Source organism: Neisseria sp. (assembly GCF_041804105.1).
Lineage (GTDB): Bacteria > Pseudomonadota > Gammaproteobacteria > Burkholderiales > Neisseriaceae > Neisseria.
The window spans coordinates 1-12,274 of sequence record NZ_JBHCJY010000092.1 but is presented as its reverse complement, the minus strand read 5'-3'; the positions used below and the strand labels follow the sequence as shown (position 1 = coordinate 12,274).

15 protein-coding genes and 1 pseudogene are annotated in these 12,274 nt (G+C 55.5%); 7 read left to right on the top strand and 9 right to left on the bottom strand.

Translation table 11 applies throughout. The annotated features are described in order from the left end of the window. Nucleotides 1-388 precede the first annotated feature (388 nt). Nucleotides 389-2,035: an ABC1 kinase family protein gene (locus tag ACEYDX_RS08365; RefSeq protein ID WP_373741559.1), complete on the bottom strand. Its 1,647-nt coding sequence runs from the start codon at nucleotides 2,033-2,035 to the stop codon at nucleotides 389-391. A gap of 150 nt (nucleotides 2,036-2,185) precedes the next feature. Between ACEYDX_RS08365 and ACEYDX_RS08360 the strand changes: the two genes are divergently transcribed. Continuing rightward, on the top strand, nucleotides 2,186-2,869 hold the full coding sequence (locus tag ACEYDX_RS08360) for a C40 family peptidase (RefSeq protein ID WP_373741563.1): 684 nt from the start codon (nucleotides 2,186-2,188) through the stop codon (nucleotides 2,867-2,869). Between the two features lie 22 nt (nucleotides 2,870-2,891). Then, entirely contained in the window at nucleotides 2,892-3,110 is a 219-nt protein-coding gene (locus tag ACEYDX_RS08355) for a hypothetical protein (protein WP_373741558.1), read from the top strand. Nucleotides 3,111-3,122: 12 nt separating this feature from the next. Here the strand turns inward: ACEYDX_RS08355 and ACEYDX_RS08350 are convergent, their stop codons facing one another. From ACEYDX_RS08350 to ACEYDX_RS08315, 8 genes and pseudogenes are all read right to left on the bottom strand, one after another. Then, nucleotides 3,123-3,317 carry a hypothetical protein gene (locus ACEYDX_RS08350; RefSeq protein WP_373741557.1) on the bottom strand — a complete coding sequence of 65 codons (195 nt, stop codon included), beginning with the start codon at nucleotides 3,315-3,317 and terminating at the stop codon, nucleotides 3,123-3,125. A gap of 319 nt (nucleotides 3,318-3,636) precedes the next feature. Next, nucleotides 3,637-3,759 (bottom strand): hypothetical protein, encoded by a 123-nt coding sequence (locus ACEYDX_RS08345; protein ID WP_373741562.1) that lies wholly within the window; start codon nucleotides 3,757-3,759, stop codon nucleotides 3,637-3,639. Nucleotides 3,760-3,795: 36 nt separating this feature from the next. After that, nucleotides 3,796-3,876, bottom strand: a pseudogene (locus tag ACEYDX_RS08340) (hypothetical protein); the annotation flags it as partial. A 39-nt stretch (nucleotides 3,877-3,915) separates the two neighbouring features. Continuing rightward, a complete protein-coding gene (locus ACEYDX_RS08335; protein WP_373741556.1) occupies nucleotides 3,916-4,473 on the bottom strand; it encodes a tetratricopeptide repeat protein in 558 nt (185 codons plus the stop codon). A gap of 164 nt (nucleotides 4,474-4,637) precedes the next feature. Beyond that, the gene (prfA, locus tag ACEYDX_RS08330; RefSeq protein WP_373741555.1) at nucleotides 4,638-5,714 is read right to left on the bottom strand and encodes a peptide chain release factor 1; all 1,077 of its coding nucleotides are present in this window, start codon (nucleotides 5,712-5,714) and stop codon (nucleotides 4,638-4,640) included. A 191-nt stretch (nucleotides 5,715-5,905) separates the two neighbouring features. After that, a complete protein-coding gene (locus ACEYDX_RS08325) occupies nucleotides 5,906-6,673 on the bottom strand; it encodes a TatD family hydrolase (protein ID WP_373741554.1) in 768 nt (255 codons plus the stop codon). A gap of 68 nt (nucleotides 6,674-6,741) precedes the next feature. Then, the gene (locus ACEYDX_RS08320) at nucleotides 6,742-7,791 is read right to left on the bottom strand and encodes an asparaginase (protein WP_373741553.1); all 1,050 of its coding nucleotides are present in this window, start codon (nucleotides 7,789-7,791) and stop codon (nucleotides 6,742-6,744) included. Between the two features lie 274 nt (nucleotides 7,792-8,065). Then, nucleotides 8,066-8,440 carry a hypothetical protein gene (locus ACEYDX_RS08315; RefSeq protein WP_373741564.1) on the bottom strand — a complete coding sequence of 125 codons (375 nt, stop codon included), beginning with the start codon at nucleotides 8,438-8,440 and terminating at the stop codon, nucleotides 8,066-8,068. On the opposite strand from ACEYDX_RS08315, the gene ACEYDX_RS08310 reads away from it, so the two are divergent. The 5 genes from ACEYDX_RS08310 to guaA all read left to right on the top strand — a co-directional run. Next, on the top strand, nucleotides 8,349-9,899 hold the full coding sequence (locus tag ACEYDX_RS08310) for a sodium-dependent transporter (protein WP_373741552.1): 1,551 nt from the start codon (nucleotides 8,349-8,351) through the stop codon (nucleotides 9,897-9,899). The two genes, ACEYDX_RS08315 and ACEYDX_RS08310, sit on opposite strands and share 92 nt — an antisense overlap. Further along, entirely contained in the window at nucleotides 9,896-9,988 is a 93-nt protein-coding gene (locus tag ACEYDX_RS08305; RefSeq protein WP_373741551.1) for a methionine/alanine import family NSS transporter small subunit, read from the top strand. The genes ACEYDX_RS08310 and ACEYDX_RS08305 overlap by 4 nt, the downstream gene beginning before the upstream one ends. Nucleotides 9,989-10,053: 65 nt before the next feature. Continuing rightward, complete coding sequence (gene smpB, locus ACEYDX_RS08300) at nucleotides 10,054-10,527, top strand: SsrA-binding protein SmpB (protein ID WP_373741561.1); 474 nt, start codon at nucleotides 10,054-10,056, stop codon at nucleotides 10,525-10,527. 125 nt (nucleotides 10,528-10,652) lie between these two features. Continuing rightward, nucleotides 10,653-11,009: a hypothetical protein gene (locus ACEYDX_RS08295; protein WP_373741550.1), complete on the top strand. Its 357-nt coding sequence runs from the start codon at nucleotides 10,653-10,655 to the stop codon at nucleotides 11,007-11,009. A 102-nt stretch (nucleotides 11,010-11,111) separates the two neighbouring features. Then, the coding region (gene guaA / locus ACEYDX_RS08290) for a glutamine-hydrolyzing GMP synthase (protein ID WP_373741560.1) at nucleotides 11,112-12,274 on the top strand (1,163 nt) is incomplete at its 3' end.

Below are 12,274 nucleotides of genomic sequence, written 5' to 3'. Positions count from 1 at the left end.
ATGTAAAAGGCCGTCTGAAATGTTTTCAGACGGCCTTTATCCATAGGGAACGGTAGGTTGCTTAGCGTCGTAGGTACGGTTAGCCGCCACAAGCGGCGTAACCGTACACACACGGAAACAGGCCGTCTGAATCTGAACTTAACCGTTTTACCGTACGCATCATGATGTAAAAGGCCGTCTGAAATGTTTTCAGACGGCCTTTATCCATAGGGAACGGTAGGTTGCTTAGCGTCGTAGGTACGGTTAGCCGCCACAAGCGGCGTAACCGTATGCACACGGAAACAGGCCGTCTGAGTCTGAACTTAACCGTTTTACCGTACGCAACATGATGTAAAAGGCCGTGTGAAATGTTTTCAGACGGCCTTTATCCGTGGAGAGCGGCGGGGGTTCAGTGTTTTCCCGACCGCCAAATCGACCAGATAATCCAGATACTGTTGGCGAATGCGGCGAGATAGCCGAGAAAGCCGATGAATTTGGGGCCGGTTTCGATGCTCATGACGATGGACGAGCCGATAATCAGAGCAGCGGTTACGATGCCCATGGTCAGGCGGTTGGTGGCGCGGTCGATTTGCTGGCTGAGGCTGTCGAAGTGTTTGAAGTCGATGTTCAGCCCGACTTGGCCTTTTTGCAGGCGGCGGCTGAGGCGGAAGATGTTTTGCGGGAGCTCGTCGAGTGCCTGCACGATGGTTTGGGCGTGCATCTTGCTTTTGCGGGCGATGTGTTCGGGGGTGGCCCGCTGTTTGAAGGCGTTTTCGACGATGGGCTTGGCGCGTTCGAGCAGCTCGGTTTGGCCGTCGAGCTGTTTGACGACGCCTTCGAGGGTTATCAGGGTTTTGAACAGCATGACCAAATCGGCGGGCAAGGTCAAACCGTGGCGGCGCATGATTTGGGTGATGTCGTTGACAACTTGGCTGATACGAAGGTCGCGCACGGGGGTGTGTTCGTAGTTGAGCAGCATTTCGAGCACGTCGGCGCCGAGCAGGTTTTCGTCGGGCAAGTCACCCTGCGCCCAATTGCTCAAAACATACTGCATGGCAAATTGGTCTTTGCGGGTCAGGGCGTTGAGCAGGTTGACGATTTCGCGGCGGCGGGTGGCAGACAGATGGCCGACCAAACCGAAATCAATCAGCGAAATGCGGCCGTCGGGATAGATGAAGATGTTGCCGGGATGCGGGTCGGCATGGAAAAAGCCCTGTTGCAGTATCATGGTAAACAGGGTGTCGGTGATGCGGTGGGCGAGCATGGTGCGCAGCTCGGGGGAAAGCGTGCCGATTTCCGTATCTTTAAGGAGCGTGCCGTCGATGTATTCCTGTACGAGGATGTGGCGGCCGGACAGTTCGGGATAGACTTTCGGAATGCGGATGAATTCGTGTCCGGCGAAGGTTTGGTGGAAACGCTGCATATAGCGCAGTTCCACCGACAAATCGGTTTCTTTTTCCAGACTGCGGGCGAAATACTGCACCATCTGCACGGGCTGGTAGCGGCGTGTTTCGGGAATTTCCGATTCAATCAGTCCGGCAAGGTGGTGCAGGATGCGCAAATCGGCCTGTATCACGGGGTCGATGTCGGGGCGTTTGATTTTGACCGCCACGCTGCTGCCGTCGAGCAGTTCCGCGCGGTGTACCTGCGCAATCGACGCGCTGCCCGCAGGCGTTTGGCGGACGGTTTTGAACACTTCTCCGACAGGGCGTTCCAGATGCGCCTCAATCAGCGGGCGGATGTCGGCAAACGGTATCGGCGCGACGTTGCTTTGCAGCCGTTCGAATTCCTGAATCCATTCCGCGCTGAAAATATCCACCCGCGTCGAGAGCACCTGCCCCAGTTTGACAAACGTCGGCCCCAACTCTTCGAACGCCATGCGGAAGCGGCGCGGCGTACTCATATAACGGCTGTCGGGCGACGCTTCTTCCTGATCGGGTTTGCCCGACAATTTGATACGCTGCAAAAAACCGCCCAAGCCGAATTTGGTCAGGGTGCCGGCGATTTCCCGCATCCGCGACAAGTCGCGCATGGCAAGTAAAGTTGGAATCATCATGACTTTTGCTGTATCGTAGAGGGCGAAAAGAAACCAAGCATACCATAATAAACAGCAATAGATTGATATTTATATATTTTTATATGCACAATATCATACAGGCCGTCTGAAAAACCTTTCGGAACGGCCGAAAAGTTATTGATGGAACGAATAATGACGTTTTTTAGAAAAATTTTACTTTTAAGCACGGCCGCCCTGCTTGCCGCACAAAGCGTCCGTGCCGACGACTTGGAAAACATGCTCAACCGCCGCAACCAAGTGCTCAACCAATTCAACAGCAGCGGCAACGCCCAACCCGCCCCGAAACCCGCACAACCCCAATCCCGCAACACCGCACAGCGTATGCCCGTGCGCACCAATACGCAAGCCGTACAGCAGCCGCAACAAGCCGCCCGCGCCACCACCGCAGAATACAGGGGCGGCGGAGGCGAAAATGCCGACGAACTCATCGGCAGCGCAATGGGTCTGCTCGGCGTGGCCTACCGCTACGGCGGCAGTTCCGCCAGCACCGGCTTCGATTGCAGCGGCTTCATGCAGCACATCTTCCGCCGCAGCATGGGCATCAACCTGCCGCGCCGTTCCGCCGACCAAGCCCGCATGGGTACGCACGTCAGCCGCAGCGAACTCCAGCCCGGCGACATGGTGTTCTTCCGCACCGCAGGCGGCGGCCGCATTTCCCACGTCGGCCTCTATATCGGCAACAACCGCTTTATCCACGCCCCCCGCACGGGCAAACGCATCGAAATCACCAGCCTGTCCAACCGCTATTGGAACGCCAAATACGCGTTCGGCCGCCGCGTGAAAAAGAACGACCCTTCCCGTTTCCTGAACTAAAGGCCGTCTGAAAGCCCCGACGATGAGTATGCCCGAAATGCCCAAATGGTACGGCGACAACGGCGACCCCGTATCCTGTACCGAAAAAATCAAAGTGATGTCGCAAAACATGGCCGAACTCTACCAAACCGCCCAAGACGCTTTTGAAGATGCTCTGCTGATGGGCTGTTCCGAACAGCAACTGCGCGCGTATCTCGCCGAATTGGTAAACGGCTTGGAAAATCCTTACAAGCAGGGCTGATGCGGTTTGCGGTTACATCAAGGCCGTCTGAAAAATGGTTTTCAGACGGCCTTTGGTTTGAACTTTCAGGCGGTGTCGGATATTGCGTTGATGGCATACCCATACCGATGAGACAGACTCTCTAACTTCCGCCATTCCCGTGCAGGCGGGAATCCATGTTTGAATCCCGGCACCTTTTGTTGTCAATAAATATTGGAGAATATCCAAGCTGGATTCCCGCCTGCGCGGGAATGACGGAAACGGGTGTAGGTACGGTTAGCCGCCATAAGCGGCGTAACCGTACGGATGCGGGCTATCATCGGATGTTATATAGATTAGGGAAATGATTGGCCGTTGTGTACGGTTACGCCGCTTATGGCGGCTAACCGTACCTACGGGATGGTATTGAACGGCAGGTGTTCTGAAGCGGATAACGGGTTTGGAAAACCGTATCAAACAGACGGAACGGACGCGGTTTGATGCCCAAATAAAAGGCCGTCTGAAAAATATGTTCAGACGGCCTGTGTTCTGTTTGCCGGAAAACTTGCTATTCGGGATTGCTGGCCAGCCATTGGGCGGCGGCGAGATTGCCCCAATCGGCCGCCTTCTGCATCCATTTTCGCGCTTCCGCACGGTCGGGAGGTTGCTGCGTATCGTAATAGAACGCCATATTCTGCGCGGCGAAGGCTTCTTTCTGTTTGGCTGCATCCAGCCACAATACCCGCGCACTCTCGCGGCTTTGCGGCGCGCCGCACCGTCCGTGGAAATACATAAAGCCCAAGGCTGTTTGCGCAGGCGCGTAATTTTGGGCGGCGGCTTTGCCGAATCACTCGAATGCCTGCTTGTCGCTCTGCTGCTTGCCGACTCCGTCTAAATACAGTCTGGCCAATTCGTCTTGGGCGCGTGCCAATCCCGCTTGGGCGGCACGCTCTATCAGCCTAACCGCACGTTTCTGATCCGGCGGCACGCCGTCCGCACCGTTCATATAAAGTATTCCCAAATCCATCATGGCCGTGGCAAACGGCTGCTTGCTGTCTGTACTCGCTTTTTCCCAAAGTTCTACCGTTTTTTCAGGCTGCACGGGCAAACCGCCCATCCCGTATAAATAATAACCACCGAGATTGAATGCGGCTTCGGGAACGGTATCGGCGGCTTTCTGATACCAGAATACGGCCTGCCGGTCATCTTGCGGCACACCTTTGCCCTGTGCATACAGCATACCCAGCGTATTTTGGGCAGCGGCATTTCCCTTCTCGGCCAATGGTCGGATAATAGCCAACGCTTCCGCATCTTTGTTTTGACCCAACAACCGTATGACACGGATGTATTCTGCATCTTGCGGTGATAAGGGTTGCAGATTTAAAGCGTCAATTCCTGAGCTCATTGCATTCCACAGGTTTTCTCCTTCCGGTACCTCCATAGAAACTTGGTTCGTCTGCGGCTGCCCTTCAGGTTGTCGGCAGGCCGCCAGCATAAGCAGCAGAGCGGTCAGGACGGATGCGGATATTCGGTTGTTCATGTTTTTCAGACGGCCTTTCCGGTTTGGGGTCAATCGCCCATTGCCGCCAACAGCTCGGCCTGATGCTCGGCAATCAGCGCGGACGTGATTTCTTCCATGTCGCCGTCCATCACGAAATCGAGTTTGTGCAGGGTTAAATTGATGCGGTGGTCGGTTACGCGGCCTTGCGGGTAGTTGTAGGTGCGGATGCGTTCGCTGCGGTCGCCGCTGCCGATGAGCGATTTGCGTTCGGCGGCTTCTTTGGCCTGCGCTTCGCGTTTCTGCGCGTCGTTCAGCCGCGCGGCCAAAACCTTCATCGCCTGCGCTTTGTTGGCGTGTTGGCTTCGTCCGTCCTGACATTCCACCACCATGCCCGTGGGCAGGTGGGTGATGCGCACGGCGGAGTCGGTTTTGTTGATGTGCTGGCCGCCCGCGCCCGATGCACGGAAGGTGTCGATGCGCAGGTCGGCGGGGTTGATTTGGATGTCTTCCAGTTCGTCGGCTTCGGGCATGACGGCCACGGTACAGGCGGAGGTGTGGATGCGGCCTTGGCTTTCGGTGGCGGGCACGCGCTGCACGCGGTGGCCGCCGCTCTCGAATTTCAGACGGCTGTACGCGCCCAAGCCCACCAGCCGCACGATGACTTCTTTATAGCCACCCAAATCGCTTTCGTTGGCCGACACGATTTCCGCCTGCCAGCGGTTTCGTTCTGCATAACGGCTGTACATGCGCAGCAGGTCGCCCGCGAACAGCGCGGCTTCGTCGCCGCCCGTGCCGGCGCGGATTTCGATGAAGATGTTTTTGTCGTCGTCGGCATCTTTGGGCAGCAGCAATTTTTGCAGTTCCAAATCAAGGGTTTCGATTTTGGCTTTGGCCGCTTCGGTTTCTTCGGCCGCAAATTCTTTCATTTCGGGGTCGGACAGCATTTCCTGCGCGTCGGCCAAGTCGCTTTCGGCCTGACGGTAGGCCTGATAGGTTTCGACGATGGGGGTCAGCTCGGCATGTTCCTGATTGAGCTTGCGGTAATTGTCCATATCGGCGGTGGCTTCGGGCGAACCGAGCAGCGCGGTCACTTCTTCCAAGCGGTCGGACAGGGTTTGCAGTTTGTCTAAAATCGAAGGTTTCATACATTTTCCAATAACAAAGGCCGTCTGAAATGGGCAAGGTGTTTTCAGACGGCTTCAGACAGGCGGCATTATAAGGTATTTTCTGCAAAGTCAAAAAGATAGGTTTGCCTTGCCCGCATCCGGACGGCACTGCGGGAAACCCGATCCGTTGGCCGCGGGCGGTTGCAGGCAGATGCCGTCTGAAACCTTTTTCAGACGGCATCCCATAAAGCATCGACGTTTTTTTCCGTCTGCACGGCGATTTCTTCCGTCGAAACGCCGCGCAACTGCGCCGCAATTTCAGCGATTCTGCACACATTCGCAGGCGTGTTCACGCCGTCTTTCAGCATAAACGGGCTGTCGGTTTCCAAAACAATATCGCGCAAATCCAGTTGCTGCACGGCTTGGCGGACTTTTTTGGCCGTCGGGTTCAGCAGCAGCGAGCCGATGCCGATTTTAAAACCCGCGCGTATCAGCATTTGCGCCTCTTCCAAACTGCCGGAAAAAGCGTGGACGATGCCGCCGTACCCGAATCCCTCCGTCTTAACGGTTTCGGCCACGGCAGCGGCGGCTTTCACATTGTGAACGATAACGCGGCGGCGGTATGCCTTTGCCAAACCGAGCTGGCGGCGGAATACATCAAGCTGCCGCTGCCGTGCCGCCGAGTCGGCTGCACGGATAAAGTCCAACCCGATCTCCCCCACCCAAACGCGCGGATTGCCTTGCAGGATGCAGGCGGTTTCCGAATACAGGCCGTCTGAAAATTCGTCGGCAAACCACGGATGCAGCCCGACGGCGGGCAAAACGGACGGCCGTTCCGCCAAAGACAGCACGGCGGCAAAATCCGCCTGCCGTGCAGCTGGCACGATAAAACGGCACACTCCCGCCGCCTGCGCTTCGGCCAGAATATCGGGCGATCTCGCGGACAAAGCAGGGTCGGCAAGATGGCAATGGGTGTCGGTGAAGGTTAGGGTTGCCATATCGTTTCGGATCCGCAGCGGACAAAACCGGTTGGGGTAAAAGTTTGACGCCTCCCAAACATGGGGTTTCAGACGGCCTCAACCAATCCCAGCCGCAGCAATTCCGTTTCCAGCCTGGCCGCATTCCAGCCGTTTGAAACGGCCAGCGTCAGCAGCGCCGTGGCGGTTTCGAGATTGCATTTGCCGCCGCCCACCACGCCTGCCTGCCGCAGTGCGCTGCCTTGCGCATAAACGGCGGCGGCGCGGCCGCAGGGAACCTGGCTGATGTTGAGCACCAGCCCGCCGCGCTCGGTAAAGTCTTGCACCGATTGGATAAATTCCGGATCAGACGGCGCATTGCCGTGACCGTAACTTTGCAGAATCAGGGCTTGTGCGGCGGTGTGCTTCAGGCCGTCTGAAACATCCTGCGCGGCAAAACCCGGGGTCAACGTGCGGCAGACAACGCGCACCGAAGCATCCAAATTCAGACGGCCGTTCTCATCCGCATCCTGCCGCGACAAAGTTTCCGAAACCCCTGTATTCCCGCCCTTCCCTTCGGCAACATTTTCAGACGGCCTTTGCACCACATTCCGCCAACCCTGCTGCGCCGACCATGTGCCGATGGCGCCGAAATGCCGGTTGGCAAAACCGTCGGCGGTTTCGGTGCTCGCCTTGCTGCTGCCGACGGCGGGAAACAGTTTGCCGTTGAACGCAATCACGGTTTCCCGCAAACCGAGCGAAAACGCCGCGGCAGCGGTGGCAAGATTCAGCGGGGCATCGCTGTCGGGCGCATCGTAAGGCCATTGCGAACCGGTCAGCACAACGGGCTTGCCCAACTTCGGCAGGGCAAGTGCGAACAGGTTGGCGGTGTAGGCCATGGTGTCGGTACCGTGCAAAACCAGAAATCCGTCGTAACTGCCGACTTTTTCGGCAATGATGCCGAGCCAGTCGCCCCAGTTTTGCAGGGTTACGGCCGACGAATCAATCAGCGGGTCGCAGATGTGCCAGTGGAACGAAAAACGGTCTGCAAACGGCTGGAGGGCTTTTCCCGCCAGCGCAGTATCAGGCGCAAGGCCGTCTGCACCCCGCGTCATGCCGATGGTGCCGCCGGTGTAAAGAACGAAAATGTCGGGTTTCATAATTGGCTCGGGGGGAAATACTTAAGATAATGGGGATACTGGGGATTTTAGCAGTAAACCATATCCATGTATGAATGCCTTTGGCAATAAGCAAAGGCTGCATTTGAATCTTTGTTGATACTTTGTTTTTCGTTATTCCGATACAAACGGGAATCCATCTTTAATTATGCACAAATGCTTGTTTAACAAGATGCCGGATTTCAAGTGTGGGTTCGGGTTCCATCCTACACGGAAATGACAGACGTTCGAAAAATCCGTCTTGCCCAATATGTTGTCAATACAAGATCCAAACACAACTTTGTATGCCAACCACAAAATCAAGGCCGTCTGAAAAATTTTTCAGACGGCCTTTGTCTGTCTGCATTATTTTTGACGGAACCTCTTTGTTTTTTCTGTAAATTTCCTCTTTTCTCTTGCCTTTGGCCTTGCTTTTCTTTACGATTCCGCCTTTGCCGCTGCACAGCTTTACAATTCTGTAACAGGAGTTCCGATAAGCATAAAGGGTTATGAAAAGCTGTGGCGGAATATTTATTTTTCTAAAGAAGAGGTACAAATCCGTGTCCCATTCAAACACCACACCGCGTGCTACGTTCTCCAGCAGCCGGGCGTTTATGTTTGCCGCCATCGGTTCTGCTGTGGGTTTGGGCAATATCTGGCGTTTTCCGTACGTTACTTATGAAAACGGCGGTGGCGCGTTTATTATTCCTTATCTGGTGGCTCTGTTGACGGCGGGTATTCCGCTGTTGTTTCTCGATTATGCCATCGGCCACCGTTTCCGCGGTTCGCCGCCGATGGCTTTCCGCCGTCTGCATAAGGGCTTCGAGCCTTTCGGTTGGTGGAACGTGCTGACCAATGTGGTCATCTGTGTGTATTACGCGGTGATTCTCGGTTGGGCGGCCAGTTATACGTTTTATTCGCTGGATGGAGCTTGGGGTGCAGACCCGAAGGCGTTTTTCTTCGGTAACTATCTGAACATGGCTGAAGTAGCCAAAGATGCAAGGATTAGTTTCGATTTCGTCGGCAAAGTGGTCGGCCCTTTAATCGGGGTGTGGCTGTTTACGCTGGTGATTATGGCGTTGGGTGTGGAAAAGGGTATTGCCCGTTCGTCTTCGTTTTTTATGCCGCTGCTGGTAGTGATGTTTATGATATTGGTGGGTATTTCGCTCACTTTACCGGGTGCGGCTAAAGGCTTGGATGCGCTGTTTACGCCGGACTGGACACGGTTGGCCGATCCGAGTGTGTGGATTGCGGCCTACGGGCAGATTTTCTTTTCGCTGTCTATCTGTTTCGGCATTATGGTTACATATTCTTCCTATCTGAAAAAACGTTCCAACCTGACCGGCTCCGGTTTGGTGGTGGGCTTTGCCAACAGCAGTTTCGAGGTGTTGGCAGGCATCGGTGTGTTTGCGGCACTGGGTTTTATTGCGCAAGCTTCGGGTCAGGACGTGAGCGCGGTGGCCGGTAAAGGCATCGGCTTGGCGTTTGTCGCTTTTCCGACCATTATCAATCAAGCGCCGATGGGGGCACTTATCGGCGTGCTGTTTTTCGGCTCTTTGGTGTTTGCCGGTTTAACTTCATTGATTTCGATTTTGGAAGTGGTGATTGCGGCGGTGCAGGATAAATGGAAGATTGGCCGTGTTGCGGCTACTTTTGCCGTCGGTATTCCGATGATGGTGATTTCGACGCTGCTGTTCGGTACGACCACCGGCTTGCCGGTATTGGATGTGTTGGACAGGTTCGTCAACACTTACGGCATTGTCGCCGCCGGTATGCTCTATGTGTTTGCCATTATTGTTGCCCGTAAACTGCCTGAGCTGCGCGAACATCTCAATACCACGTCTTCGTTCAAAATCGGTGCGCTCTGGTATGCCTGTGTCGGTTTGACCGTGGCCGTGCTGGCGTTTATGCTGTTCCAAGACACCCGCGACCTTTTGGCCAAGCCTTATGAGGGCTATCCCGAATGGTTCCTGAACCTGTTCGGTTGGGGGATGTCGGTGGGTTTGGTAGCCATATCGCTGCTGCTGACCGTTTTGCCGTGGCGGCGCGAACACAAAGATTTCCACTTCGACCAATACGAAGACCACGACCATAAGGAAGAGAAACAATGAGTAACGAAGCAATCGTCATGATGGTTGTCGCATTGGCCGTCATCTGGGGCGGTTTCATACTGGCCGTATTGAAACTGCCGAAAGACTAAATAAAATAGCCCGCAAGGCCGTCTGAAATATATGTTCAGACGGCCTTTCTGCTAAAATAGGCCGTCTGAAAAACCGCAGAAACAGAAAAACCATGAGCATCGCCAACAACCGCAAAGCGTTCCACGACTACTTCATCGAAGACCAAATCCAAGCCGGACTCGTGCTCGAAGGCTGGGAAGTCAAAGCCGTGCGTGCGGGGCGCGTGCAGCTTAAAGAGAGCTATATCTACTGGAAAAAAGACGCGTTTTATCTGGTCGGCTGCCACATCACCGCGCTGCCCACCGCGTCCACCCATGTGAAACCCGATCCCGTGCGCGCCCGCAAGCTGCTGCTCAACCAATCGGAAATCAACAAACTCATCGGTAAAACCGAACGGGCGGGCTACACCATCGTCCCACTTAATATGCACTACCACAAAGGCCGCATCAAAATGGACATCGGGCTGGCCAAAGGTAAGAAACAGCACGACAAACGTCAGAGCCTGAAAGAAGCGGATTGGAAACGCGAGAAACAGCGGCTGATGAAAAATGCAGGGTAAACCGCAACACCAAGCGTAAAAACGCGCAATAACCCGAACCGCCATCTTTTCAGACGGCCTTCATGCCCCAATAATGAAGGCCGTCTGAATCTGTTTTTCCAACCCTGTTTACGGAGTGAAACACCATGCGCCAAGCCTCTCTTGCTTTGCCGCTTTTTCTGATTATCTTCGGTGCGGTGTGGCTGCTGAAAACCGCCGACATCCTGCCCGAAACTTCCACGCTGGTTGCCGCCGGCATCGCCGCCACCGGCGTCATCGTGCTGGTTACCGACGGCATCAACAAACAGTCCGTCGTTTCCGGCCCGTTTCTGGTGTATATCGGCGCAGCGGTTTATCTGTACCACCGCTATTACTTTGCGTTTTCGCCGCTTATCGCCATGGGTATGGTGGTGCTCGGTTTGCTGCTGCTGCTTTCCCGCAGCAACGTCGTCCCCGTTAAGGAATACCGCCCGCGCAAAGCGGTGGCAGACAAACAGGAATAAGCTTTTGTTTCGATAAGGCCGTCTGAAAATGGTACAATCCAACCGTTTTCAGACGGCCTTTTCATGCCGTTTTCTTTCTATGTTTCCAACAAAGCCGACACCATGACCCAAGACAAAATCCTCATCCTCGACTTCGGTTCCCAAGTTACCCAGCTCATCGCCCGCCGCGTGCGCGAGGCGCATGTTTACTGCGAACTGCACCCCTACGACATGCCGCTGGCCGACATCAAAGCCTTCAACCCTAAAGGTATCATCCTCTCCGGCGGCCCCAATTCCGTGTACGACTCCGAATACCAGGCCGACACAGGATTATTCGACTTGGGCGTGCCCGTGCTCGGCATCTGCTACGGGATGCAGTTTATGGCGCACCATCTCGGCGGCGAAGTGCAGGCGGGCAACCAGCGCGAATTCGGTTACGCGCAGGTCAAAACCATCGACTGCGAACTCACGCGCGGCCTTTCAGACGGCCAGCCGAACACGCTCGACGTGTGGATGAGCCACGGCGACAAAGTGTCCAAACTGCCCGAAGGCTTCGTCGTCATCGGCGACACCCCGTCCTGCCCGATTGCCATGATGGAACACGCCGAAAAACAATTCTACGGCATCCAGTTCCACCCCGAAGTTACCCACACCAAACAAGGCCGCGCCCTGCTGAACCGCTTCGTACTCGACATCTGCGGCGCAAAACCCAGCTGGACGATGCCCAACTACATCGACGAAGCCGTCGCCAAAATCCGCGAGCAAGTCGGCAGCGACGAAGTCATCCTCGGGCTTTCAGGCGGCGTGGACAGCTCCGTAGCCGCCGCGCTCATCCACCGCGCCATCGGCGACCAGCTCACCTGCGTCTTCGTCGACCACGGCCTGCTGCGCCTGAACGAAGGCAAAATGGTGATGGACATGTTCGCCCGTAACCTCGGCGTGCGCGTCATCCATGTCGATGCCACCGAACAATTCATGGGCAAACTCGCCGGCGAGACCGACCCCGAGAAAAAACGCAAAATCATCGGCGCCGAATTCGTCGAAGTCTTTGACGCCGAAGCCAAAAAACGCGTCAACGCCAAATGGCTCGCGCAAGGCACGATTTACCCCGACGTGATTGAGAGCGCAGGCGCGAAAACCAAAAAAGCCCACGCCATCAAATCGCATCATAATGTCGGCGGCCTGCCTGAAAACATGAACCTGCAACTGCTCGAACCGCTGCGCGACCTGTTTAAAGACGAAGTGCGCGAACTGGGCGTGGCGCTCGGCCTGCCGCGCGAAATGGT